18 protein-coding genes are annotated in these 25,989 nt (G+C 34.6%); 16 read left to right on the top strand and 2 right to left on the bottom strand.

The features are described 5' to 3' along the window. The first annotated feature begins 401 nt into the window (after nt 1-401). The 13 genes from ABZP37_RS04700 (at nt 402) to ABZP37_RS04760 (ending at nt 19,438) form a co-directional block, all read left to right on the top strand. Nucleotides 402-3,431: a TonB-dependent receptor gene (locus ABZP37_RS04700; RefSeq protein WP_366186040.1), complete on the top strand. Its 3,030-nt coding sequence runs from the start codon at nt 402-404 to the stop codon at nt 3,429-3,431. 22 nt (nt 3,432-3,453) lie between these two features. Beyond that, entirely contained in the window at nt 3,454-4,995 is a 1,542-nt protein-coding gene (locus tag ABZP37_RS04705; protein WP_366186042.1) for a RagB/SusD family nutrient uptake outer membrane protein, read from the top strand. A 446-nt stretch (nt 4,996-5,441) separates the two neighbouring features. After that, nucleotides 5,442-6,272 (top strand): cupin domain-containing protein, encoded by an 831-nt coding sequence (locus ABZP37_RS04710; protein ID WP_366186044.1) that lies wholly within the window; start codon nt 5,442-5,444, stop codon nt 6,270-6,272. 430 nt (nt 6,273-6,702) lie between these two features. Continuing rightward, nucleotides 6,703-9,528 carry a chondroitinase-B domain-containing protein gene (locus ABZP37_RS04715; RefSeq protein ID WP_366186046.1) on the top strand — a complete coding sequence of 942 codons (2,826 nt, stop codon included), beginning with the start codon at nt 6,703-6,705 and terminating at the stop codon, nt 9,526-9,528. 183 nt (nt 9,529-9,711) lie between these two features. Beyond that, on the top strand, nt 9,712-11,010 hold the full coding sequence (locus tag ABZP37_RS04720; RefSeq protein WP_366186048.1) for a T9SS type A sorting domain-containing protein: 1,299 nt from the start codon (nt 9,712-9,714) through the stop codon (nt 11,008-11,010). Between the two features lie 174 nt (nt 11,011-11,184). Beyond that, nucleotides 11,185-12,456: a serine--tRNA ligase gene (serS, locus tag ABZP37_RS04725; protein ID WP_366186050.1), complete on the top strand. Its 1,272-nt coding sequence runs from the start codon at nt 11,185-11,187 to the stop codon at nt 12,454-12,456. A 175-nt stretch (nt 12,457-12,631) separates the two neighbouring features. Beyond that, complete coding sequence (locus ABZP37_RS04730) at nt 12,632-14,410, top strand: tetratricopeptide repeat protein (RefSeq protein WP_366186052.1); 1,779 nt, start codon at nt 12,632-12,634, stop codon at nt 14,408-14,410. Between the two features lie 57 nt (nt 14,411-14,467). After that, on the top strand, nt 14,468-14,779 hold the full coding sequence (locus ABZP37_RS04735; protein ID WP_366186054.1) for a DUF4286 family protein: 312 nt from the start codon (nt 14,468-14,470) through the stop codon (nt 14,777-14,779). 209 nt (nt 14,780-14,988) lie between these two features. Continuing rightward, a complete protein-coding gene (gene rsmA / locus ABZP37_RS04740; protein ID WP_366186056.1) occupies nt 14,989-15,777 on the top strand; it encodes a 16S rRNA (adenine(1518)-N(6)/adenine(1519)-N(6))-dimethyltransferase RsmA in 789 nt (262 codons plus the stop codon). Continuing rightward, nucleotides 15,758-17,110, top strand: a complete 1,353-nt coding sequence (gene mgtE / locus ABZP37_RS04745) for a magnesium transporter (protein ID WP_366186058.1) — start codon at nt 15,758-15,760, stop codon at nt 17,108-17,110. The genes rsmA and mgtE overlap by 20 nt, the downstream gene beginning before the upstream one ends. Nucleotides 17,111-17,194: 84 nt before the next feature. Next, entirely contained in the window at nt 17,195-17,974 is a 780-nt protein-coding gene (gene proC / locus ABZP37_RS04750) for a pyrroline-5-carboxylate reductase (RefSeq protein WP_366186060.1), read from the top strand. Nucleotides 17,975-18,125: 151 nt separating this feature from the next. Further along, nucleotides 18,126-19,031: a 2-hydroxyacid dehydrogenase gene (locus ABZP37_RS04755; RefSeq protein ID WP_366187479.1), complete on the top strand. Its 906-nt coding sequence runs from the start codon at nt 18,126-18,128 to the stop codon at nt 19,029-19,031. Nucleotides 19,032-19,156: 125 nt separating this feature from the next. Further along, the gene (locus ABZP37_RS04760) at nt 19,157-19,438 is read left to right on the top strand and encodes a TM2 domain-containing protein (RefSeq protein WP_366186061.1); all 282 of its coding nucleotides are present in this window, start codon (nt 19,157-19,159) and stop codon (nt 19,436-19,438) included. A 33-nt stretch (nt 19,439-19,471) separates the two neighbouring features. On the opposite strand, the gene ABZP37_RS04765 is transcribed toward ABZP37_RS04760, so the two are convergent. Beyond that, nucleotides 19,472-21,289, bottom strand: a complete 1,818-nt coding sequence (locus ABZP37_RS04765; protein WP_366186062.1) for a GNAT family N-acyltransferase — start codon at nt 21,287-21,289, stop codon at nt 19,472-19,474. Between the two features lie 141 nt (nt 21,290-21,430). Here ABZP37_RS04765 and ABZP37_RS04770 point away from each other — a divergent pair, with 141 nt between their 5' ends. The 3 genes from ABZP37_RS04770 to ABZP37_RS04780 all read left to right on the top strand — a co-directional run bounded on the left by ABZP37_RS04770 (nt 21,431) and on the right by ABZP37_RS04780 (nt 24,306). Next, nucleotides 21,431-22,195, top strand: a complete 765-nt coding sequence (locus tag ABZP37_RS04770) for an exodeoxyribonuclease III (RefSeq protein ID WP_366186064.1) — start codon at nt 21,431-21,433, stop codon at nt 22,193-22,195. A 29-nt stretch (nt 22,196-22,224) separates the two neighbouring features. Continuing rightward, complete coding sequence (locus ABZP37_RS04775; RefSeq protein ID WP_366186066.1) at nt 22,225-23,166, top strand: OmpA family protein; 942 nt, start codon at nt 22,225-22,227, stop codon at nt 23,164-23,166. Between the two features lie 99 nt (nt 23,167-23,265). Then, nucleotides 23,266-24,306: an aldo/keto reductase gene (locus ABZP37_RS04780; RefSeq protein ID WP_366186067.1), complete on the top strand. Its 1,041-nt coding sequence runs from the start codon at nt 23,266-23,268 to the stop codon at nt 24,304-24,306. An 82-nt stretch (nt 24,307-24,388) separates the two neighbouring features. Here ABZP37_RS04780 and ABZP37_RS04785 read toward each other — a convergent pair whose 3' ends face one another. Then, the gene (locus ABZP37_RS04785; protein WP_366186069.1) at nt 24,389-25,900 is read right to left on the bottom strand and encodes a T9SS type A sorting domain-containing protein; all 1,512 of its coding nucleotides are present in this window, start codon (nt 25,898-25,900) and stop codon (nt 24,389-24,391) included. Nucleotides 25,901-25,989 lie beyond the last annotated feature (89 nt).

Consider the following 25,989-nt stretch of genomic DNA (forward strand, 5'->3'; position numbering starts at 1 on the left):
TTTTTCGAATATATAAATGACCTAATAATTCACGTATTTAATGATATTTTTAGCTAAGCCAATGAAATGTTAATGTTTTTTGAGTTTCTATTTCGTCTGCAGGCCTTGGTTTTGCTGAATTGTTAGTTTTTTTACTAAGGCAATATTTTTATGAGGGATTTTTTCAATTTTCAATCTTTTTATGTGGAAATAAATATGAATTTTTAGATTATTGGTATTAAAATTTTTTTAACATAAAAATAAGGCTTATATTTGGAAAACCAGATTGGTTAATCAGTTTAACAAACCAATATGGTTTAATTAGTAACCAATAAAACTTTGTCTATAAATGAAATGCAAAATTTAATTTAGAAGGTTTTTCTATCCTTTATTCAATCAATTTAATCACTAACAAATCAACTATGAATTTTAAAATTAAACTTAGTTTAATGCTTATGATGATATTTAATATATCGTTATTTGCGCAAGGCGGATATACTTTATCCGGTACAGTACTAGATGCTGGAAAAATGCCAATTCCGGGTGCAAATGTTGTTATCGCCAATTCAACCAAAAGTGCGGCAACAGACTTCGATGGAAAATTTCAATTGGAAGTTAAAAAAGGAGATGTACTTCAATTTTCGTACATAGGATTTAAAATGCAATCAATAACTATTACAAACCAAAAGACACTCAACGTTGTTCTGGTTGATAGTTCAAATGAACTAGAAGAAATTGTTATTGTGGGGTATGGTTCCCGAAAAAAGAGCGATATCACAGGAGCTGTTTCTTCTATTAAATCGGAAGAAATTAACGCATTTCCTTTAGCAAGTGCAGAGCAAGCTCTTCAAGGTCGTGCAGCTGGTGTAGTTGTTCAATCAAATAATGGTGGTGAGCCGGGAGCTCCTATTAGTATTAAAGTTAGGGGGAATACTTCTATTAATGCAGCTAGTGACCCACTTATTGTTGTTGATGGTTTTGTAGGTGCTACTATGCCGCAAGCAAGCGATATTCAATCTATTGAGGTATTGAAAGATGCATCAGCAACTGCCATCTATGGTTCTAGAGGTTCCAATGGTGTAGTTATGGTAACTACAAAAAAAGGTAGAAGTGGTAAATTAACAGTTGAGATGAATACTAACTATTCTGTTCAAAATACTTCAAACAGACTAGATTTATTAAATGCAGCTGAGTTTATTACTTATAAAAAAATAACAAATCCTAGTTTTGTTGCAGGAACTGCAGATACAGATTGGCAAGATTTACTATATAAGACAGGAAGTACTCAAAATCATCAATTTTCGTTTTCAGGTGGAAGTGATAAAATCAACTTTTATGCTTCGGCTAATTATTTTAAACAAGATGGAGTTATTATCAATTCTGACTTTGAAAAATTAACTTTCTTGTCGAACATTGATGCTCAAGTTACAGATAAATTAAAATTAGGTTTTAACCTTTTTAGCAGTAGATCTACTAAAAATGGAGTTCCTACACAATCAAATGGTTTAACAGCCAATGGTGGTGGAGATGATGTGATTTCGTTAATGTTTAGATTTAGACCTGATTATGGAGTAAAAGACCCTATAACTGGATTAAATACAACGGATAATATTGCTGATGAAGTTGATAATCCGTATGCTATCGCTACTGAAGCTGTAAATAATACTAAAGCAGACATCAATAGATCAAACTTATATGCAAATTATGATGTTTTGAAAAATCTTACTTTTAAAACTACTTTTGGTTTTAGTACAACAAATGAAACAGTTGGGTCTTTTAGACCTTCAACATTGCTAGTTACTGCAGGTAGAGGTACAGGTGGAAAAGCAGGAATTGCAAATCTTAAAAAATCAGACATATTGACAGAGAGTTACTTGACTTATAATAAAGAAGTAGGAAAAGGGACTTTAAGCTTATTGGCAGGATATTCTTATCAAAAAACAACTTCAGAAAGATTTTCTGCGGGTGCTCAAAAACTTACTGATGATAGTTTTTCTTACTATAATTTAGCTGGTAGTGCAGTTACCGTATTACCTACTTCCTCTTTTACAGAACAGGAAATTGAATCTCAGTTTGGAAGATTAAATTATGATTACAATGACAAATATTTGTTGACTGCTACTGTTAGAAGAGATGGGGCATCAAATTTTGCTGCAAATGAAAAATATGCCATTTTTCCTTCTGGTGCTTTGGGTTGGAAAGTTTCAAATGAAGATTTTTTAAAAGATAGTCAAACTGTTTCAAACTTAAAGTTAAGAGCGAGTTATGGTGTAACAGGTAACCAAGCAATTTCAGCTTATCAGTCGTTACCAAGTTTAAGTACTCTATATGCCGGGATTGCCAATGTACCTGTAGGTGCGGTTGTGCCAAATCAAGCTGCAAATCCAAATTTGAAATGGGAATCGTCTTATCAAACAAATATTGGTTTGGATTTAGGTTTGTTGAATAATAAAATTTCACTTTCATTAGATTATTATAACATTGACACAAAGGATCTTTTATTAGCAGATGCAAGTCAACCAGAATATCTTGGTTTTTTGACTTTAGCAAGTATTAGAAACGTTGGGGAGATTAATAATAAAGGTTTTGAAGTTTCGTTGAATACCAAAAATATAACTGGTCAAGATTTTAGATGGACTACAGATTTTAACTGGTCTACAAATAAAAATAAGGTAGTTAAATTGATTGGTGGTATTGATGTAATTCAGAATGCTGCACCAGGTTTCTTTAGCAATCAAGCAGGTACACATATTTTAAGAGAAGGTGAAGCTGCAGGTGTATTTTATGGTTGGGATTATCAAGGTGTTTACCAAGGTGGTACTTTACCAGCAGGTACAGCTACTACAGCTAATGCCGCAACACGTCAAGCAGGAGATCCATTGTTTATAGATGTAGATGGAAGTGGTACTATTACTACGACTGATAGAAAAATTATAGGTGATCCTAATCCAGATTGGAATATGGGTATTACTAATAACTTTAGCTACAAAAACTTTGACTTGAATATCTTTTTTCAAGGATCTTACGGTGGGGATATTTTTAACCTTACCAGAGCACAGTTGTTTAGAGGAAGTTCAAATGCACTTAAAGAAGTTCTAAATGCATGGACACCTACAAACACAAACACAGATATACCTCGTGTTATAGCTGATAGAAGAGAGATTTCTTCTCGATTTGTAGAAGACGGAAGTTATATTAGACTTAAAAATATCGCATTAGGATATAATTTACCAGATAACATTATTGAAAAGTTAGGATTAGAGAACCTTAGGTTATCTATAAGTGCACAGAATTTGTTAACTTTTTCAAAATACTCAGGTTTAGATCCTGAAGTGAGTTATTTTGGTTCTGGTTCTGGATCTACAGGACAAGCTAATACAACGAAAGGGTTTGATTTTGGAAATTTTCCAACAGTTAAATCATGGAATTTTAGTCTTAGTTTAAAATTTTAATATAAAATAAAAATATCGGAAAATGAAAAAATATAAATATATATTCGTGTTGGTAGGACTATCAATAATGGGATGTTCGGATTTAGAAGAAAAACCTGTTGGCTTATTAACCCCTGAGACTTTTTTTACGTCTGTAGATAAAATACAATTAGCGGTAAATGGAGCTTATGGTCATATGCAACATAGGAACTTTATGTCTAGAGAGATGTCGATGTCACTTATGTTAGCTAGTGATATGGTCGATCTTAATGTAAATGTTACAAACCCTGAAAGAGTTCAGTTTAATACTTTAGCTCTTCAAGCTGATAATGCAAATATTGCTGTATATTGGCCGAAATGCTATCAAATTATTGGTGCTTGTAATGACGCTATTGCAGGAGCTGATTTAGTTACAGCAGATCAAACTGCGAAAAACCCAATTGTGGCTCAGGCTCGTTTTATAAGAGCATTTGTGTATTTCCATTTAGTGAGACAATTTGGAGCTATTCCTTACCTTGAAGCGCCAGTAACAGATGTTATTGCGGCAGGTTCAATTAGTAAGACTCCAGTTGCAGATGTGTACGCAAAAATCATTGTAGATTTACAGTTTGCTAAAGAATGGTTGCCGAATTTTCAGACAGCTAGAGCGATGCCTGCTAAATCAGCAGCAAGTGCTTATTTGGCTTCAGTTTATTTAACAATGGGGCAATATGACAACGCTAATTATCAAAAAGCCTATGATGAGGCGAAAGATTGTATATCAAAAGAAGGGATTTATAAGTTAGGTTTAGAAGCAAATTTTCAAGATGTATTTGATACTTCTAAAACAGATGCTTCTCTTGAACCAATATTTGTAATAGATTTTATTGGTACGTCTGACGGAGATCAAGGAAGAGATTATCAAGCAGCATTTACAGGTATTAGAGCTGATGAACAATATGGTTCTGGTGGAGGTTGGTCTGTAGAGGTTCCATCTTTAAGCGTGTATACTAGTTGGAATGACCTTGACTATAGAAAAGCAGTTAGTTTTGATGCTACAGGAGTTTTTAAAGGTGTAAGACAACCATATACTAATTTTAAAACTTACTATAGTGCTGGTGATAACCGTCCGCATATTGCAAAGTATACTCGTAAAGCAGGTACAGCTTTAGAAGGAAATGGTAGAAACACAAAAAGCAATTACTTAATGATGCGTTATGCGGAGCTGTTGTTGATTGGCGCTGAAGCGGCGAATGAAGTAGGGCAAACAGGTGACGCAAATACATGGATAAATAGAGTAAGAGCAAGAGCAAGATCAGGTGGAGGTTTGATTACAGCTAGTGCTTTCCCAGCAGATGTTTCAGGATTAACTAAAGATGCTTTTAGAACAACAGTTCTTGATGAGCGTAAGTGGGAACTTGCTTTTGAGTTTTCAAGATGGTATGACATCGCAAGAAGAAATTTAGGACCAACAGTATTTGCAGCTGGTGGATTTGAAGGAGCTAAGTCTGGCTTTAATCCAACTAGAAATTACTTGTTTCCATTACCAGCAAATGAGTTAACTAGAAACCCTAAGTTATTGCCTCAAAACCCTGGTTATAATTAATTAAGGTCTTAGAATAAGTTTGCTTTGGGTTTATGGTATTGAATGGTAAGCCTAAAGTCAAACTAATTAAGAAAGTTGTTATTTAGTGAATAATACTATAAAAGGATGATTATAAATTTATGGACTATTCTATATGGTCCTTCGGAATAAAATTAATTTGCTTTTTATAAGATATACTGACATGAATTTCATGTTAGTATATCTTTTTTTTGTAGAAATTTTCAGAACAGATCTGAAGATGATTACGTTATAGCTGTAGCGTTTAGTAGGAATTGTTGCGGTTTATTTTGAATAAGTAATCGTAATCGTGTACGTTATTATTTCTTATTGAAAGAATAGCCCTAAAGCTGGAATAATCATAGTTGGCGTTAAAAAAAAAACTATTTTAAATCAAGAAAGTGAATTTTTAGTAAGACCTAAAATGTATTTAATTAAAAAATATTAGAATGAAAAAAAATAGTGCCATTGTGCTTTTGTTATTATCGTTTACACTAATAATACAAGCTCAAGAAATCCCGATAGAAAAGCTAAACACACAATTAACAGAAAATACTAAGCGATATTCTAAATCAATTTTAGAAAATGAAATAAAAGGGATTCATGTTGAACAAATATCTTTTACTGGTAAAAGTGGATTGGTGGATTATTCCAAGGAAGGTTACAGAACAATCTACTTGTTTTTTAAAGGAAAGGGAACTGTAAAGGCAGCTAATAAAAAGTATGAGATTGTGCCAGAAACGATTTTGTTGCCCAATGTAGCCAAAAGCATTACAATCAAAACTGCAAAAAATGACACCTTACATTATTTGAAAATTGTAACCAAACTTTCTGCTCAAGACCTCATTGAGTTAAAAGAATTCTCTGCTGAAAGCACTCAGAATGTATATTATGCAAAATTTACAGATTGCAAGCCTTATACCGAACCAATCAAAAGTCCAAACACGATCAGTCGCACGATAATGCCCAACAAAATTATTCCTAGAATAGCGATGGGAACCGTGCAAACAAAAGGTCCGGATAAAGTAGGTGCTCATAAACACCCCATGTTAGAGCAATTATTTTTGAGTCTTTCCAAAAACAACTGTGTAGTGTACGCTGATGATGCTAAGATGGCTTTACCTGAATACGCGTTACTTCATATTCCATTAGGTTCGATGCATTCTGTTTCTGTAGAAAAAGATGATGTACTATATTATGTCTGGATGGATTTCTTTATGGACAGTAAAGGGGAAGAATGGTTAAAAACACATAATGTTACCGAAGACAAGAAAAAATAAGTGCATAATTTATGATTGTGTCAAATCGCTATCATACAAGAATCCCAACCTACATCAATTTTGTAAGTTGGGATTCTTTATATTTCATGATAGTGTATGTTTAATTCAATAATTCCAATATTTTGGGTGTGCCCCTCCGTAATCACGACGCTTCGGGACGGGCCAAACATTGCAAGTCCTCAACAGGTTCTGCTATCGCTACAACTTGTTTGCAGGCTTTCCGTTTCTATCCCTCACAAATCTTTTTTAGAAACACATAAGTCGATAAAAAAGGAGTGTAAATAATGGATTTAAAGTATTGATTTAATGAATGTTATTTTTTTTAGTTAAAAAGTTTTTGATGTCGAATTTATAATTATATTTGGTTTTTTAAATTGGTAAACCAGTATGGTTTTCCAGTAAAGGATTAACTAACCAAAATGATATATTGATGAAAAAAATTACTTTTTTGAAGGGCAAAGTCTCCAAACACTTTTTTGTGTTAATGGGGTTTTTAATTTTTAATGAACTGCAAGCACAAACGACCTATACAAGTGCGAGTACGTTAATCACTGCTGTTAAAGCTGCTGGAACTAATGGAGGAACCTTTATCCTTAAGAATGGAAGTTATGCTGGTTTTCAAGGTGGATTTACTGATATGAATCAAACTACTGCCAACCCGATTATTATAAAAGCAGAAACTGTTGGAGGAGTAACTTTAACTGGAAATTCTTATTTTACTTTTAAAAGATGTGCCAATTTTATCGTTGAGGGTTTTAATATTATAGCAACAGGAAGTAGTACATTGGTAAAACTTGAAGGATCAAATAACATAAGGATAACCAGAAACATATTTGATTTGACTACAACAGTTGCAATCAAATGGGTATATATTGGTGGTGTTTATGATGATATTGTTTATCCTTATACAAACCCGAGTCACCACAACCGAATTGACCACAATGTTTTTCAAAACAAACACACTTCGGGTCATTATATTACTATTGATGGTAATAATTCAAAACACCAATCAACATACGATCAAATTGATCACAACTATTTTAAAGACAATAATCCAAGAGCAGTAAACGAGCAGGAATCGATTAGAGTAGGCTGGAGTGATATGTCAAAATCAAGTGGGTTTACAACGGTTGAATATAATTTATTTGAAGGTTGTGATGGAGATCCTGAGGTATTATCGGTTAAATCATGTGATAACACCATTAGGCATAATACATTTCGTGGAAATTACGGAACGCTTTCTTTTAGACATGGAAATAGAAATAGAGCTGAAGGGAATTATTTCTTTGGAAACGGCAGAGATATTGGAAGTGTTACAGATCCAACTACTGGAGCAGTTACTAATTTGTACACAGGAGGAATGAGAATTTATGGTACAGATCATGTAATTGTCAATAATTATTTTGAAGGATTGAATGGGACCAAATGGGATGCGCCTATTACACTTACGCAAGGTGATGCAATTGAAGGATCAAGTACTGATTTGACTAAGCATTACCGTGCAGAGCGTGTATTTATTGGATATAATACTTTGGTAAATAACGATCAAGGAATTGAAATAGGTTTTACTAACAATAATAATTATACTAAAACAGTAAGTGAGGTTACTATTGCTAATAATTTAATTACAAGTAATCGCAATAGTTTAGTTAAAATAGTAGACGGTAAAGATCAGGGAAGTGCTATTACGTGGTCTAATAATTTGATGTATCCTACAGGAGCTGCAACACTTATTTCTGGAGGAACATCGACTACATTGTCTAATTCAAGTCAAGTAATTGTTGAAAATCCTAATTTATTATTTGATAATGCCACGAGCACTTGGAGAACTTCTGCAACAACTGCATTATATGTAAATACCTTAAACACCGTAAATACAACTACAACAACACTTAATGAAGAAATTGAAGGCAAATCTAGACCTTCAACAAGTAACCCTGGAGCGCATCATTATAGTATAGAGTCAGTTCGTTATATGCCAATGGTTGCTGCAACAGTTGGGCCAACAGCTTATGAGGATATCCCGCTTTCATTATCCCCAATAACAAGTTTTACAATAGCTGGTGAAAATAAAGCAACAACAGTAACGACAAATTTGGCTTGGACAGCAACTGTTGATAGTCCGAGTTGGTTAAGCATTAATAATACTTCAGGAACCGGAAATGGTTCTATCGCAATTACTGCTACTGCTAATACAACTGGTGCAGCAAGAACAGGTCTGTTGACCGTAACGGGTGCTGGTGCTACTCCAGTTACCTTGGCTATAACGCAAGTTGGACCAACACTTACTTTGTCTGCAGTTACTAATTTTATTGCTGGAGGTGAAGCTAAGTCAACAACTGTTACATCAAATGTTGCTTGGACAGCTAATATTGATAATGCCTCTTGGTTAAGTATTAATACTGCTTCTGGAACAAACAATGGGTCAATAACGGTTACAGCTGCTGCAAATACACTTACAACTACTAGAACGGGAACTTTGACCGTAACAGGAAGTTCAATGGCACCAACAACTTTGACCATTACGCAAGCAGGAGTGCCATCGGGAGCTACGCTTATAAATACAGGTGCAGATGGAAATCCTGTTTCAGTAACTGCAACAAACACTCAATCTGGAGTTAATGTTGCAACAAATACTTTGGATAAAAGTACTAGTACAAAATGGTCTGATGACGGTACTGGTGCTCCATTTGGAACATTGACCTATGACCTTGGAGCACAATATACACTAGAATCTATAAAGATTTCAACTACTGGGACTTCTTCTAAATGGTATTATTATGGAATTCAATTCTCTACTGATGGATTGACTTATACAACTCCTGTAAATGTGCAAAGTGCAGCAGCATCTCAAACAACATATGCGATTTATCCTTTTACTAATGTAGCTCGATATGTAAAAATCATTGGAGGTGGTAATAATTCTACTGCATTTACATCTGTTTCAGAAATTGAATTTTGGGGTACAGCGAGTTCATTATCTGTTGATAAAAACCAGCTAAACAATGCTTTTGTGGTGTATCCAAACCCTGCTTCTAGTATTATTAATTTGTACTCTTCAAGTATTAAGACTGCAAGTAAAGTACTAATTTATAGTATGGATGGAAAACAAGTGCTAGATAAAAAGCTTCAAGGTTCTGATTCCAATCATTTTGTTATAGAAATCAACACGTTAGAAAGCGGAACTTATTTGTTGAAGATTTTAGATGATACAAACATGATAGTAGGAACCAAAATGATAATTGTTAGAAATTAAAGTTTTGCGTTTAAAAAGTTTTTCTGTAAGTATTTAAAAACATACTTATGTGTTTGGTTACTAAATGAATATAAAAAACTAAAAATCTTTTTTTAATTAAATAAAATACTTATGTTTGGTATTCCAAATTGGTTATCCAATTTGGAATACCATATAATAATCTAACTTAAAATCTTTAACATTATGAAAACAAAATTACTTAACAAAAATCGAATTGTTCAAGGTGTTGCTGTATTGGCAATGGCTTTGTTATGTTCTAATGCTCAGGCACAACAAGTTATCGGGCAGTTTCCAAATATGATTGGAGGGATTGAAGCAGAATCTACTACTGCTAATTTGCCAGTAGTATCTTCTACGGGTACAACACAATTTGCAAAATGGAGTATAGGATCTTCAAGTAATGCAGTTGTTCAAAAAGCATATTCTGATGGAACTGCTCGAACAGGAAATATTTATGTTTCCCAGTCTTTGGGAAGTGGTAAAACAAGTACTCGTTTACAAACACCTACAAATCCAGATACCAATTATCTTTTACCTAATACTGATTACATTATTCAATTTTATTACAGAGCTGCAGTTGACCCCACTAGTGTTCCTAATATTACAATGAGTGGTACTACGTATTTAAACGGTGTTGCTTCAGGATCTGTAAGTTCAAGTGCTGGAGCATCAACGGCTACATTTACAGCAAATACTTGGATTAAGTATGCACAAACCTTGAAAACTACTGCTACTGCTACTGCTACTTTTGCTCAAGGACCAGGTAATTTTGCCGCTGTACGTATTTCTGCTGTTAGCGCTGCTGATATTTTTACAACACAAGTTGACGTAGATGACTTTGTTGTTTACGCGGGTACTGTTCCTGATGTTATTAAGCCAGATGCAGCAACCGCACCAACCTATTCTAAATCTGGAAATGATGCGACTATAGGTTGGACAGCGTCTGGAGCAATAGACGGTGGAGGTTATGTTGTTGTACGTTACCCTTCAACTTCAACTGTTTATAGCGATAATGATCCCAATCAAAACGGAATTTACCAAGTGGGCAATACCATTACAAATGGTACAGGGGCAGTAACAGGAACTGTGGTTTATATAGGAACTGGAGTATCTGCAACAATTACAGATCCAGACACTGCCAAGTATTATTATAAAATTTATGCTGTTGATAAAGCATTTAATTATTCAGATGAAATTACCGCAAAAGATGCAAGTTTAGCTGAGCCAACTTTAAGAGTTGCTAAAAACGACATCAAAGGATTAAACGTTTATCCAAATCCTGTGAAAGATGGTAAATTGTTTATCAATACTGATAGTGGAGATGCTAAAAAAGTAGCTATTTATAATATTTTAGGAAAACAAGTATTGTCAAAAGAAGTTGCTTCTGGGCAAGTTGATGTTTCTAGCTTGAATAAAGGGGTTTACGTTTTGAAAATTACTGAAGCTGGTAAAACAAGCACAAGAAAGATTGTTATTGACTAAGTATTCAATACCATATTTTTAAAAATCACAAAAAAGATTCTCTGATAAAGAGAGTCTTTTTTGCTTTACACAACATTGTTTTAAGTTTTTCATAATGTCCACTTATATATGAAACATTTCCTTAAATTTGCTTACTTTATTGAAAAGTACAACTAGAGTTATAAAAATCAAGCTATGTTACAAATTGCATTTATTAGAGAGAATCAGGAGAAAGTAATCCAAGCTTTGGCAAAAAGAAATATGGATGCCAAAACCGTGGTGGAAGAAGTGGTACAACTAGACGAAAAACGTCGTGCTTCACAAGTTGAAATGGACAACATTTTATCTGAGTCTAATAAATTATCCAAAGACATCGGCGGATTAATGAAAAGTGGTGAAAAAGCAAAAGCCGCTATCCTTAAAGAAAAAACGGTTTCTCTTAAAGAAAAAAGTAAAGAATTAGCAGATGTTGTTGAAGCTTTAGCTAATGAGTTAACCGAAAAATTATACACATTACCAAACCTTCCTGCAGATATTGTTCCGGCAGGGAAAACTCCCGAAGAAAACCTAAACGTTTTTGAAGCTGGTGAAGTTCCTGTTTTGCATGAAGGCGCACAACCACATTGGGAATTGGTAAAGAAATACGATATCATCGATTTCGAACTAGGAAATAAAATTACGGGAGCAGGTTTTCCGGTTTACAAAGGTAAAGGAGCTCGTTTGCAACGTGCCTTAATCAATTATTTTTTAGATAAAAACACTGCAGCAGGATATAATGAAGTACAAGTGCCTCATTTTGTAAACGAAGCTTCGGCTTATGGAACGGGACAATTGCCAGACAAAGAAGGTCAAATGTACCATGACGCAACAGATAACTTATATTTAATCCCAACAGCAGAAGTTCCGGTAACCAACTTGTTTAGAGATGTGATTTTGACCGAAAGTGAATTGCCTGTCCTGACGACTGCTTATACACCTTGTTTCCGTCGTGAAGCAGGTTCTTATGGAGCACACGTACGTGGATTAAATCGTTTGCACCAATTTGACAAAGTCGAAATTGTACGTGTGGAGCATCCTGATAAATCATACGAAGCATTAGATGGAATGGTGGAACACGTCAAAGATATTTTGAACGAATTAAAATTACCTTATAGAATCCTTCGCCTTTGTGGTGGAGACATGGGGTTCACTTCAGCATTGACTTATGATTTTGAAGTGTTTTCAACAGCACAAGATCGTTGGTTGGAAATTTCTTCTGTTTCTAATTTTGAAACTTTTCAAGCCAATCGCTTGAAATTACGTTTCAAAGACAAAGACGGTAAAAACCAATTGGCACATACGTTGAACGGAAGTTCATTGGCATTGCCTAGAGTTCTAGCCGGAATCCTTGAAAATTACCAAACTCCAGAAGGAATTGTAATCCCAGAGGTTTTACGACCATACTGTGGATTTGATATAATTAATTAGTGAACAGTATTCAGTTTTTTAGTTTTCAGTTTGTAAAATAATCGATTTGAAATATTTGTAGAAATTGAATATTTGTTTTTTTTGATTGCTGTTCTGATTACTAAAAAGCTGAATACGGAACACTTTTTGCTTACTGCTCTGAATACTAAAAAGCTGAATACTGAACACTTTTAGAATGAAAAACCTAATTTTATATATTGCTTTATTATTCTCGCTAGTTAGTTTCTCTCAGAACGAACAATTGGCGCAGTATTACTACGATAAAGGCGATTTCGAAAAAGCAAAAATCAGTTACCAAGAGTTGTTAGAATCGGTGCCTCAAAACCTGCAGTATTTTCTAAGAACCGTAGATTGTCTTCAACAATTGCAACAGTTTGAACAAGCTGAAAAAATTCTTATCACTCAGCTAAATAAATACAAGCAAGCCAGTATTTTGGTTGAGTTAGGTTACAATTATCAGTTACAAAAAAACGAACCTAAAGCCAAAGATTATTACCAACAAGCGATTGATAAAATCAACGCGAATGCTTACGAAGTGTATGGAGTTTCGGCTTCTTTTGAGAAAAAAGTATTATTGGATTATGCCTTAAAGTCCTATGAAACGGCAGAACTAAAAATGCCGAATCTTAGTTTTAATTATCAAAAAGGTTTATTGTACGGACAATTAGGTAATATGGAAAAGATGGTGGATACTTTTCTAGAGGAAGCATATCTTAACCCTCAAAATTCTGTTTTAATTCAAAATCAAATGTCCCGCTACATGACGGGTGAGGGAGATTCGACCTTTAGTGATTTGTTGAAAAAAGCTTTGGTTATTCGAGTTCAGAAAAATCAAGATGTTTTTTGGAATCATTATTTGAGTTGGTTCTATATGCAACAAAAAGAATTTTCCAAAGCCTTTATTCAAGAAAAATCCATTTACAAACGCAATCCCGTTTCTCTTTCAAATATTGTGAATTTAGCACAAACTTGCATTGAGGAAGAGGATAGCGAGACAGCAATAACAGTCCTGGGTTTTGTTTTGGAAAACACAAAGGATTTAGAATTGTTGATTCAAGCCAATGCATATTTGGTACAAATGAAAATCGATAAAGCATTGCCTAAAGAGTATCCAGTAATCCAAACGGAACTAGAAGCCTTGCTCAAACAATATGAAATCAGTCCTTTTAGTTTATCTTTGCAGCTGATTCAGGCACATTTTGTGGCTTTTAATTTGAATAAACCGGAAGAAGCTAAAGCGATTATCAAAAAAGCACTGGATTTACAGTTGAACGAATATCAAAAAGCACAAGTCAAAATGGAGCTAGCCGATGTTTTCCTTTTTGAAGAAAAATTCAACCAAGCGTTGTTGTATTATTCCCAAATTGAATTGGATTTAAAGAATGACGCAGTAGCACACGAAGCAAGTTTGAAAGCGGCCAAAACCAGTTATTTTAAAGGTGACTTTGATTGGGCTTTAAAACAGTTCAAAGAATTAAAATCGGCCAGTACACAGCTGATTGCCAATGATGCTTTGGAGTATTTTTTATTGATAAACGACAATACGGTTGCGGATTCGACTCAAACGGCATTAAAGGAATTTGCCAAAGGAGATTATCTTTTGTATCAAAATAGAAATGAAGAAGCTATTGCGCAATTTCAAGTCATTTTGAAGAAACACAAAGGAGACGAGATTGAAGGCGTGACTTTATTGCGATTGGGGAAAATATATGAAAAATTAGGTGATTTTCCTTTGGCATTAAGCCAATATCAAACAATAATAGACAAGCACAGAGACGGAATATACATTGACGAAGCACTTTATTTTTCGGCAGAGATTTACAATAAAAAATTAAAAGAAACCGAAAAAGCAAAGGCCTTATACGAGAAAATACTCTTTAACCATCAAGACAGTATTTATTTTGTTGAAGCCAGAAAGAATTTTAGAATATTAAGAGGAGATACAAATCTGTAAAAGTGGTTTAATGGTTATTTGTTTAGCCGATAAACCCTTTAATAAATAAATTAAGTTATGATTATTTACAACGTTACTACAAACATACACGAAAGCGTACACGACCAATGGATGATCTGGATGCAGCACAAACACATTCCTGAAATGATCGCTACGGGCAAATTTATTTCGGCGCGATTGGTGCGTGTTTTGGTTGAAGAAGAGATGGGCGGAGTTACCTATTCTGCACAATACACAACCGATAGTAAAGAAACTTTGGAAAAATATTATCAAGAAAACGCAGGGAATTTTCAGGTAGAAGGGCAAAAGTTGTTTGGAGAAAAAATGCTCATTTTCCGTACGGAATTACAAGTGATATCAGAGCATTAGAATTAGAATTCAGTCGCAGTACTTTAGCCTCAGTTTTTTAGTCATTGCTGTAGATTATGGGTTGGTTCCTTAGCGGGAAAATGGATGCAGAATATAAAGTAATTTGCGTCTTTTAGCCTTAGCGGCTTAAAAGATTATAGTATAAAAAAATTAGCGCCTTAGCGTCTTCGCGGTTAAAAAAATAGATACTGAAATAAATTCAGCATAATATGGAAAAAGTAAAAGCAAAAAAACACCTCGGACAACATTTCTTAAAAGACGAAAGCATTGCCAAGGCAATTGCCGACACCTTGAATTTAGAAGGGTACGATGATGTTTTGGAAATTGGACCAGGAATGGGAGTGCTAACGAAATATTTGTTAGAAAAACCCGTGACGACTTATGTAGTCGAAATTGATACCGAATCGGTCGAATATTTGGATGCTAATTATCCAAAATTAAAAGATAAAATTATCTCTAAAGATTTCTTAAAATACGATATCAACGAGATTTTTGCAGGGAAGCAATTCGCAATCATAGGGAATTTCCCGTATAACATTTCGACTCAAATTGTGTTCCGAATGTTAGAATTCAAGGAGCAAGTTCCTGAGTTCTCTGGGATGTTCCAAAAAGAGGTGGCAGAACGTATTTGCGAGAAGAAAGGAACCAAGGCTTACGGTATATTATCGGTCTTGGCACAAGCTTTTTATGATGCTGAATATCTGTTTACGGTTGATGAACACGTGTTCAACCCACCGCCAAAAGTAAAATCAGGCGTGTTGCGTTTGCGTCGTAAAAAAGATTTCAGTTTACCATGTAGCCAGAAGTTATTTTTTACGGTAGTTAAAACCGCCTTTCAACAACGTAGAAAGACTTTGCGCAATAGTTTAAAAACCCTAAATTTGTCCGACGCTCTGAGAGAAGACGAAGTTTTTAACCTTAGACCTGAACAATTAAACGTAGCCCAATTTATAGAATTGACCCAAAAAATAGAAGCCGATGGAATTCAAAATCAGTAAAGCATTAATACTCGAACTAGAGCAGCACATTGTAAATAAAAACGATAGGGAATTAGAATTCTTGTTGAATGATATGCACCATGCTGATATAGCCGAGATATTAGATGAACTGGATTTTGATGAAGCAACCTATATTTTTAAGGTATTAGATTCTGAGAAAACCGCGGAGATTCTTCTAGAACTAGAAGATGATTTGCGTGAAAATATATTAAGTCGCCTTTCGGCAAAAGAAATTGCGGAGGAATTAGACGAGTTGGATACCGATGATGCGGCGGATATTATTGCCGAATTATCACAAGCCAAAAAAGAAGAGGTTATCTCTGAATTGGAAGATTTAGAGCATGCCAAAGATATTATTGACTTGTTGCGCTACGATGAAGATACCGCTGGTGGACTCATGGGGAAAGAACTTGTCAAGGTCAATGAAAACTGGAATGTCTTGACTTGTGTCAAAGAAATGAGAGCACAAGCCGAAAACGTTTCTCGTGTGCATTCTATTTATGTGGTTGATGACGAAAACCGATTGAAAGGACGTTTGTCACTCAAAGATTTATTGACTACCTCAACCAAAGCACAAATTTCTGAAATTTATATCAACAACGTAACTTCGGTTAGTGTAGATGCTGAGGATGTTGAGGTAGCGCGTATCATGCAAAAATACGATTTAGAAGCCATTCCTGTAATTGATGCCATGGGCCGATTAGTAGGCCGAATCACCATTGATGATATTATCGATGTAATTCGTGAAGAAGCGGACAAGGATTACCAGTTAGCAGCAGGTATCTCCAAAGATGTTGAAGCAGATGATAGTATTCTTGAATTGACCAAAGCCCGTTTGCCGTGGTTGGTCCTCGCTCTTTTGGGTGGTTTTATCACCGTTAGAGTGTTAGGATTGTTTGAAGGGGCTATGTTACAACACGGAAAATTATTTTTTTTCACCCCGCTTATTGCTGCAATGGCAGGAAATGTAGGCGTACAATCTTCGGCAATTATTGTGCAAGGTTTGGCAAATGATACCTTGAGTGGTTCGTTGTTCAACCGACTCATTAAAGAAATTTCCTTAAGTTTATTAAACGGAGCTATTCTGGCTGTAATTCTCTTTATAGGAAGTTATTTCCTTTTGGGAGAGCCTTTGATTATTGGTTTTGTGGTGTGTTCTGCTTTGATTTCGGTAATTATAATTGCTTCATTAATTGGAACTTTCGTTCCCTTATTACTGGATAAATTTGGAATTGACCCCGCTTTAGCAACAGGCCCATTTATCACAACCAGTAACGATATTTGTGGAATATTAATTTATTTTTCCATAGCAAGATTGATTTTGGGATTTTAGAAAACAAAAAATAGTAAGGAACACTTTCCGTTATACTCCTTTTTCTTCGGATAGGGTTGGGGAGAGTAAATTAAATAAATAATCATGAAAATACATATTATAGGTGGCGGAAATCTTGGAGTTTCAGTTGCGGTAGGAATTGCTAAATTCACCGAAGGAAATCAAGTAACTGTTACTCGTCGTAACGTAGCGAACATTAAACACCTAGAGTCCCTGGGTATTATTGTTTCTTCTGATAACAAACATAACATTCAAGAAGCCGATGTTGTTCTTTTGACAATCAAACCGTACCAAGTAGATTTAGTTTTGGCTGAAATACTTCCTGTACTGTCAGACAAAATCATCGCTTCGGCAGTGAGTGGTTTGTCAATTGAGTCCCTTCAAAATAAAATTGGGACAGAGCATCACGCTATCCGTGTGATGCCAAATATTGCTGCTCAATTTGGTGAATCTGCAACTTGTATCACTTTTCAAGAAGACAAAGCAAGCTATGGACAACAATTAGTGACTTTGTTCGAAGGGCTAGGAACTGCTCCTGTTATTGACGAAAAATTAATGGATGCAGCCACCGTTTTAGCGGCTAGCGGAACCGCATTTGCTTTGCGCTATATGCGTGCGTCGATGCAAGCTGGAATCGAAATTGGTTTTGACTGGAAAACGGCTTTGCAGATTTCTGCACAAACTGTAAAAGGTGCCGCGGAAATGTTAATGCAAGAACAAATTCACCCAGAGCAATTAATTGACCGTGTTACAACGCCGCAAGGCTGTACCATTGCAGGATTAAGCGAAATGGAATCTCATGGTTTCAGTTCGTCCTTGATTCGTGGAATCAAAGCAGCTTTGAAACAAATTAAAGGGAAATAAAAAATTTGTGATTAACGAATGAAGATTAACTATTTTTGATTTTACATCTGAAATCAAAAATAGTTAATCCTCAATCTGAAATAATTTAAGTTTAAAATAAAATATTTTGAGAGAAATTAAGATTCTTCATATCGATAGCAACAATCCCGTTATGATGGAACAATTGCAAACTGCTGGTTTTGTGAATCACGAAGATTTCACGTCTTCCAAAGAAGCAATCGAATCTAAAATCCAAGACTATAACGGAATTGTAATTCGCAGTCGTTTCAAGATTGATAAAGCCTTTTTGGACAAAGCGACCAATTTGCAATTCATCGCTAGAGTAGGAGCAGGACTAGAAAGTATTGATTGTGACTATGCTAAAACTAAAAACATTACGTTAATCGCCGCGCCCGAAGGAAACCGCAACGCGGTAGCCGAACACACACTTGGAATGATTTTGTCTTTATTCAACAACCTCAATCAAGCTGATAGAGAAATCCGTTCTGGACAATGGAACCGCGAAAGCAACCGTGGTCATGAACTAGATGGAAAAACAGTTGGAATTATTGGGTATGGTAATATGGGGAAATCGTTCGCCAAAAAACTAAGAGGTTTTAATGTCGATGTAATTTGTTACGATATTCAAGAAAATGTGGGCGATGAAAACTGCAAACAAGTTTCATTGCAAGAACTCCAACAGAAAGTAGATGTTCTCAGCTTGCACATTCCGTGGACGCCAGAGACCAACGGGATGGTCAATAAAGTATTTATAGATGGATTTGTCAAACCTTTTTGGATTATGAACACATCAAGAGGTAATAACATCGTTACGTCTGATCTGGTAGCTGCAATGCGGTCTGGAAAAGTCTTGGGCGCTGGCTTAGATGTGTTAGAATATGAAAAACTATCCTTTGAAACTCTTTTTCAAGAAAACGACACCCCCGAGGCTTTTCAATATTTGCTAGATGCTTCAAATGTAATTTTGTCTCCTCACGTTGCTGGTTGGACTTTTGAAAGTCACGAACGACTGGCACAAGTGATTGTAGATAAGATTATGATGAAGTATGCTTTATAAGTATTTATTAGATGTAATTAGTTATAAAACAATATGTTGGAATGACTCTCTGGTGATTGTGTAATTAGTAATTCCGTTTTTTTTCGTATATTTAAAGGACAATTAACCCTCTAAATTACTTTATCATGGAAAATTCAAGTCATACGCATTGGAGTGACCCGCATTCCTATGAGGAAGATAGTAAACGATTAGCAGCGGGAATTTTAGCCATTATTTTAGGGCCTCTCGGAATTCATAAATTCCTATTAGGATATAATATACAAGGTGTTTTATGGATTATTCTGAGTATGGCTACCTTTGGTTCTTTGACCGCTTTACTGGGGCTAGTTGAAGGAATTATTTATTTGTCAAAATCAGATCAAGAGTTTTACGATACCTACCAACTCCATCATAAAAAATGGTTTTAAATAAAAAAGTCTCGATATATCGAGACTTTTTTGCTATAATTCAGATTCGTGTTCTCCTTTTTCATTGAGTTTTCGTTCGAGTTCTGCTTGAAATTCTTCCATAACGGGTTTCATTGTGCTTTCTGGAATATCTTCTACTCTTATGTACATTAGTCCATCAACGGCATTGTTAAATAGTGGGTCAACATTAAAAGCAACAACTCTAGCATTTTGTTTGATGTATTTTTTAATCAAAACAGGTAAACGTAAAACACCTGGTTCTAGTTCGTCAATGATTTTGTCAAACTTATTCAAATCGGCTTCCGTTTCATTAAAGATGAAATCTTTATCGGCATCCTTTAATTTTACTTTATAGGCTTTTTTTGGATGAATGTATTGCGCAATATAGGGATCATAATAATTAGACTTCATAAACTGAATCATCAATGATTTAGAAAAATCTGAAAATTGATTACTAATACTGACACCTCCCATTAAATATTTGTGTTCAGGAAAACGCAAAGTAGTATGGATAATTCCTTTCCATAGCAAGAACAAAGGCATTGGTTTTTGTTGGTATTCTTTGATGATAAAAGCGCGTCCCATTTCGATGCTTTTGCTCATCATATCATGTAATTCCGGTTCAAAACGGAAAAGGTCATTCAAATAGAATCCTTCGATGCCGTGGTTTTTATAAATTTCAGAACCCAATCCCATGCGGTAAGCTCCTGCAATTTTTTTACCTTCTTCATCCCAAAGGAAAAGATGGTGGTAATATTGGTCAAATTTATCCAAGTCAATCGGTTCATTCGTTCCCTCGCCTACTTCTCTAAAAGTGATTTCACGAAGGCGACCTATTTCATGTAGGATATTTGGGATAGATTTTGCCTGCGCAAAAAATACTTCGTAATTTTTACTTTGCAAAAGGCGGCAATCTGTATCTCTTAATGCTTTTACTTCGCTTATAATGTTGTCAACATTTGCTGGGGTTACAATTTCCTTTGGGCTTCTTGGTATTTTTAAGCTCGGAGTAGAAATCAATTTGCTTTCCTTTTCAAAAGGATTAGCAAGTATGTACGTTTTCTTTCTCAAAAATTCAGAGTAGGATTCAAGCGTTTTGTGCTCATTTTGTTCGTTTACGGAAATAGGTTTTCCAATACGTACTTTAATGATTCTGTTTTTTTGACTAAAAACTTCCGAGGGTAATTTGGCGGTACGAAGTGTTCCACTAATTTTGGAAAGTAAATAAAATAAACCGCTATTTTTAGCATGAAAATATATAGGAACTACAGGAACTTGTGCTTTTCTAATCACTTTGATCGCTCCTTCTTCCCAAGGTTTATCTACCATTAATTTCCCGTCTTTATAACTAGAAACTTCTCCTGCTGGAAACATGCCCAGAGGTTTCCCATCACTCAAATGGCGTAAAGTTTCCTTGATTCCTACCACACTTGATTTAGCATCCTTGTGATTTTCAAAAGGATTTACGGGCATGATGTATTGTTTCAAAGGTTCAATACGATGCAAAAGAAAGTTGGCGATAATTTTAAAATTGGGTTCTCTTTCGAGCATTAATTTCAATAATAAAACGCCATCGATTCCGCCTAGGGGATGATTGGAAATAGTGATATAAGCACCGCTTTTTGGTAGGCGTTTTAAGTCTTCTTCTGGTATTTCAAATTTAATTTGTAAGTCATCTACAATACCATCTAAAAAAGCAAGCTCTTTTAGATGTTTATTTCTGTTGTAAACTTTGTTTAACGTTGAAATTCTCAGAATCTTCATTAATAGCCACCCTGAAAAAGTCCCTAAAATTCCGTATTTCTCAAGATTGATAGCTTTCGCAACTTCTTTGGCACTAACTAAACCCATGTGTTTTTTTGTTTTTGAGCGAAAAACAAAGATAGAAAAAAACTCCATTATTCAACTATGACCGAATTCTATTTTCGGGTTTTGTGCTACATCCTTTTTATTTTTTAGTACTTTTGAGACAATAAAAAAAATAGATTCAGTATGAAAATTATATCCTATAATGTGAATGGAATACGTGCAGCCATTTCTAAAGGGTTCATTGATTGGTTAAAACAAGCAAATCCAGATGTGATTTGTCTTCAAGAAATTAAAGCAACTCCAGAGCAAGTGCCGTTGGCAGATTTTGAAGCGGCGGGTTACCCCTATCATTATTGGTTTCCTGCCACAAAAAAAGGATATAGTGGTGTGGCTATATTGTCAAAAATAAAACCTAATAATGTGGTTTATGGCACGGGAATTGAGCATATGGATTTCGAAGGACGAAACATTAGAGTCGATTTTGATTCAGTTTCAGTCATGAGTTTATATTTGCCATCTGGGACTAACAGTGAGCGATTGAGTCATAAGTTTATGTTTATGGACGATTTTCAAGAATATATTACACAACTGAAACAAGAAATTCCTAATCTAGTGATTTGTGGGGATTATAATATTTGCCATGAAGCGATAGATATTCATGACCCTGTGCGAAATAAAAAAACATCTGGATTTTTGCCAGAAGAAAGAGCTTGGTTAGATGTTTTTTTAAAAAATGGATTCATCGACAGTTTTCGTTTTTTGAACAAAGAACCGGATAATTATACCTGGTGGACGATGCGTTTTCCTTCTGCGAGATTAAATAATAAAGGATGGCGTATTGATTATTGTCTGGTGAGTGAGCCTTTGAAGGACAGAATTACAAGAGCCTTAATTTTGCCCGAAGCCAAACATTCTGACCATTGTCCGATTGTAGTTGAAATAGAATAGTTTATTAATAAATATTTAAATTTAAATTGATGATAAAAAAAGTTTCCATCGGATTGTTGCTAATTGCAATGACGAGTTCTTGTGTTTCAAAAAAAATATACACCGAACTAGAAAATAAATACACCGACTTAAAAAAAGAAAACAGAAGCCTTTCTGATGAAAATGCAGATCTTTTGAAAAGTAAAAACCAATTAGAACTGGATCAGGATGCCTTGAAGTTAGACTTAGCCAAAGTAAAAGCAGAACGTGAAAAACTCAATGCAGATTATGCTGGACTGACTGATAAGATGAATAATCTTGATGCTTCATACAAAGCATTAGAAAAAAACAGTAACGAGGCATTGCAAGCCAATATGAGTAAAAATCGTGATTTGCTTTCACAATTAGATACAAAATCTAAAGCCTTAGCTATTGAACAAGAACGTTTGAATAAAAATGCACAACGTTTACAGGAATTAGAATCCTTGATCGCAGCTAAAGAGGAAAACATGCGCAAGCTGAAAGAAACTTTGTCGAATGCCTTGAACGGATTTGAAGGTAAAGGTTTGACTGTAGAACAAAAGAATGGGAAAGTATATGTGTCTATGGAAAATAAATTATTGTTTGGTTCTGGAAGTTGGTCAGTAGGATCTGAAGGACGTAAAGCAGTGGTTGAAGTAGGGAAGGTTTTGGGAGATAACCCTGAAATTTCAGTATTAATTGAAGGACATACAGATGATGATCCTTATTTAGCGTCAGGACCTATTGCTAATAACTGGGATTTATCTACTAAAAGAGCGACTGCTATTGTTTCAATCTTAAGTGAGAACAAAATGATTAATAAACAAAATCTCACGGCAGCTGGAAGAGGTGAGTTTTCTCCTTTAGCAACTAATGCTACGGCGGAAGGAAAAGCTAAAAACCGTAGAATTGAAATTATCTTAACGCCAAGATTAGATGAAATATCTAAAATGTTGAATGAAATCAATTAATTTACAATATTCTTTAAATTTTAAGAAAAGGTTCAGAGTTATTCTTTGAACCTTTTTTCTTTTTTAGATACTTTTGTCATTCAATAAAGAAATAAGTAAATGCAATATAATAAATTACCTCAGACTGACATTAAAGTGAGTGAAGTGTGTCTTGGTACCATGACTTTTGGACAACAAAATACGGAGGCTGAAGGTCACGCTCAAATGGATTATGCTTTTGAAAAAGGGGTTAATTTCTTTGATACTGCCGAGATGTATTCTATTCCTGGTCATAAAGAAACCTACGGAAGTACTGAAAAGATAATTGGTTCTTGGTTCAAAAATTCAGGAAAAAGAGATAAAATTGTTTTGGCGAGTAAAATTGCAGGCCCAAGTCCTATTTTTGGCTATATGCGCGAAAAATTAGATTTTTCGCCTGTAAGCTTACAATACGCTTTGGATAATAGCTTAAAGCGTTTGCAAACAGAGTACATTGATTTATACCAACTGCATTGGCCAGAACGCAAAACTAATTTTTTTGGACAACATGGCTTTAAAGTTCAAACGGATGAATGGCAAGATAATATTCATCAAGTTTTAGAGACTTTGGATGGTTTTGTCAAATCAGGAAAAATCAAAGCTGTAGGAGTCTCTAATGAGAATCCTTGGGGTTTAATGCGTTTTCTAGAAGAAAGTAAATATCATAATTTGCCAAGAATAGCAACTGTTCAAAATCCGTATTCCTTATTAAATCGTCAATTTGAAGTAGGTTCAGCTGAAATTTGTCATCGAGAAAATGTTGGTTTGTTGGCTTATTCTCCTTTGGGTTTTGGAGTTTTGACAGGGAAGTTCTTAGAAGGAATGGAGAAACACCCAAAAGCAAGATTGAATTTGTTTCCACAGTACAATCGCTATAGTAGCGAACAAAGCGTAGCGGCGACTAAAATGTATCATAAAATTGCAACCAAACATGGGCTAAGTTTAACGCAATTATCTTTAGCTTTTATAAACCAGCAAAAATATGTCACTAGTACTATTATCGGCGCAACATCAATCCCGCAACTAAAAGAAAATATTGAAGCTTTTACTGTTAAACTAACAGAAGAAATTTTGAAAGAGATTGATACTGTTCAGGCAATTTACCCTAATCCAGCACCTTAAAGTTTAAAGTGTAAAACTATTGAAACCGACTTTTCAGATTTTTTATTCTGAAGAGTCGGTTTTTTTTGTTCCAAAAACAATATTATTGTTTAATCAATTTGAATGTTTGTTTAGATGTGCCTTTTTCAATTGTAAGTAGATACAAACCAGCAGGAAGTCCAGTAACTGTAATAGTTTTTCCAATTGCCATTCCTTCACGAACCAGACTTGATTCTATATTATGTATCTTGAATCGGAAGTCTGAGGGTTCAAAGTTGTAAACTTCAAAATCGTCAATAGCTGGATTTGGGAAAATATAAGGTGCAGATGTTGGGTTTTTTATACTGTTGGTTGTTGACGTAAATTCGCTAGTTTCTACTTCACTGATCATTTCAATAACATTATTAGATACCTTTTTTTCTGTTGTTTTGTTCGTAGCTGGTAAAACTTCAACAATCGGGCTATTGTTTGAAGAGGAACAGGCTTTTTGAATAAATGTTTCTAGATTTTTGAGGTAATATTTTTTTTCATAATTCAATTCTCTTGATTTTTGAAAATAATCACAAGCTTTCTTTTTTTGACCTAAATCATAGTAAATAACACCTAAATACTTATTGGCAACGGAATTCTTATCATTGATATTTAAAGCCTCGTTCAAATCAGTAATTCCTAATTCTGTTTGTCCCGTCTTATGATAAGCGAGTCCTCTAATAGTTCTTAAATCATTTTCAGCGGTTCCTCTTCCAAATTTATAAATGTTGTCTTCTTTTAATATTGAAATATTTATAGGAGCAATAACTTTTTCATATTCTTCAAGTTCTAAATAAATACTTGCTAATCCCCAATTGGCAAAAGCGTGTTGAGGTGCTTTTTTAAGAACTTCATTGTAATAATGAATCGCTAGTCGGGGTTGGCCTGTTTCAAGTAAATAAGCCCCAAGGTTATTATTATATCGAGAGTCTTCTGGATTGGTATCAATGGCTAGTAAGTGGTATTCAATGGATTTATTTGCCATACCAAAGGCTGAATAAATGTAGGCCAAACTGTCATATAAACTTGCCAAGGATTTATTTATTCCCACTAATTTCTCTGGAGACATCTCTTTGGTAGTGCCCTTAATTTTTTCGATAATTTTTTTTAATTTTAAATAATCAAATTCAGCTAAAATGTAATTGCCCAAAAAACTATTTAAAGAGGCTCTTTGATGTATTAGACTGATGTTATTTGGTTTTTCAGCTAATTGGATGTTGACTTCATCAAGTTTTGCTTCTCTTTCTTCTACAATTTGTTTTGTTTTGATGGTGTGTTCAGAGAAGTGATTGGTTTGTTTAATTAGTGTGCCGTGATCAAATAGCCATGTGGTTTTAAGTTTTCCTTCACTGTTGATTAGGGTGATATTTCCATTATATTTTGACTGTTTGTCAAGATAAACTACTTCTTTTATACCGCCTATATTATGGTAGGTTTTAATGCTGTCCACTTTTTTATTATCGTCAAACCACATTTCGAGTGCAATCAATCCGTTTTGATGATAGCTTTTTTTAACAAATTTAGATTGTGCTGTAAGGAAAAGCGGGGTTAAAATTAAAAAGCGGATAAAGTATTTATTTTTCATTTGGTATAGTTATAGTGTTTATTTTGTTTTATTTACCTTAAATTCAATTGTTTGTGCCTTTTTTACCAAGGAAAAAGTATTTCAATTTG

This window comes from Flavobacterium ovatum, assembly GCF_040703125.1.
GTDB classification, from domain to species: Bacteria; Bacteroidota; Bacteroidia; order Flavobacteriales; family Flavobacteriaceae; genus Flavobacterium; species Flavobacterium ovatum.

What these genes read in the sequence shown, in the direction of transcription:
- proC (WP_366186060.1), top strand. Translation starts at nt 17,195, where the DNA reads ATGAAAATACATATTATAGGTGGCGGAAATCTTGGAGTTTCAGTTGCG.
- ABZP37_RS04715 (WP_366186046.1), top strand. Translation starts at nt 6,703, where the DNA reads ATGAAAAAAATTACTTTTTTGAAGGGCAAAGTCTCCAAACACTTTTTT.
- ABZP37_RS04780 (WP_366186067.1), top strand. Translation starts at nt 23,266, where the DNA reads ATGCAATATAATAAATTACCTCAGACTGACATTAAAGTGAGTGAAGTG.
- mgtE (WP_366186058.1), top strand. Translation starts at nt 15,758, where the DNA reads ATGGAATTCAAAATCAGTAAAGCATTAATACTCGAACTAGAGCAGCAC.
- serS (WP_366186050.1), top strand. Translation starts at nt 11,185, where the DNA reads ATGTTACAAATTGCATTTATTAGAGAGAATCAGGAGAAAGTAATCCAA.
- ABZP37_RS04720 (WP_366186048.1), top strand. Translation starts at nt 9,712, where the DNA reads ATGAAAACAAAATTACTTAACAAAAATCGAATTGTTCAAGGTGTTGCT.
- ABZP37_RS04705 (WP_366186042.1), top strand. Translation starts at nt 3,454, where the DNA reads ATGAAAAAATATAAATATATATTCGTGTTGGTAGGACTATCAATAATG.
- ABZP37_RS04770 (WP_366186064.1), top strand. Translation starts at nt 21,431, where the DNA reads ATGAAAATTATATCCTATAATGTGAATGGAATACGTGCAGCCATTTCT.
- ABZP37_RS04755 (WP_366187479.1), top strand. Translation starts at nt 18,126, where the DNA reads ATGATGGAACAATTGCAAACTGCTGGTTTTGTGAATCACGAAGATTTC.
- ABZP37_RS04730 (WP_366186052.1), top strand. Translation starts at nt 12,632, where the DNA reads ATGAAAAACCTAATTTTATATATTGCTTTATTATTCTCGCTAGTTAGT.
- ABZP37_RS04700 (WP_366186040.1), top strand. Translation starts at nt 402, where the DNA reads ATGAATTTTAAAATTAAACTTAGTTTAATGCTTATGATGATATTTAAT.
- ABZP37_RS04765 (WP_366186062.1), bottom strand. Translation starts at nt 21,289, where the DNA reads ATGGGTTTAGTTAGTGCCAAAGAAGTTGCGAAAGCTATCAATCTTGAG.
- ABZP37_RS04760 (WP_366186061.1), top strand. Translation starts at nt 19,157, where the DNA reads ATGGAAAATTCAAGTCATACGCATTGGAGTGACCCGCATTCCTATGAG.
- ABZP37_RS04785 (WP_366186069.1), bottom strand. Translation starts at nt 25,900, where the DNA reads ATGAAAAATAAATACTTTATCCGCTTTTTAATTTTAACCCCGCTTTTC.
- ABZP37_RS04710 (WP_366186044.1), top strand. Translation starts at nt 5,442, where the DNA reads ATGAAAAAAAATAGTGCCATTGTGCTTTTGTTATTATCGTTTACACTA.
- ABZP37_RS04775 (WP_366186066.1), top strand. Translation starts at nt 22,225, where the DNA reads ATGATAAAAAAAGTTTCCATCGGATTGTTGCTAATTGCAATGACGAGT.
- ABZP37_RS04735 (WP_366186054.1), top strand. Translation starts at nt 14,468, where the DNA reads ATGATTATTTACAACGTTACTACAAACATACACGAAAGCGTACACGAC.
- rsmA (WP_366186056.1), top strand. Translation starts at nt 14,989, where the DNA reads ATGGAAAAAGTAAAAGCAAAAAAACACCTCGGACAACATTTCTTAAAA.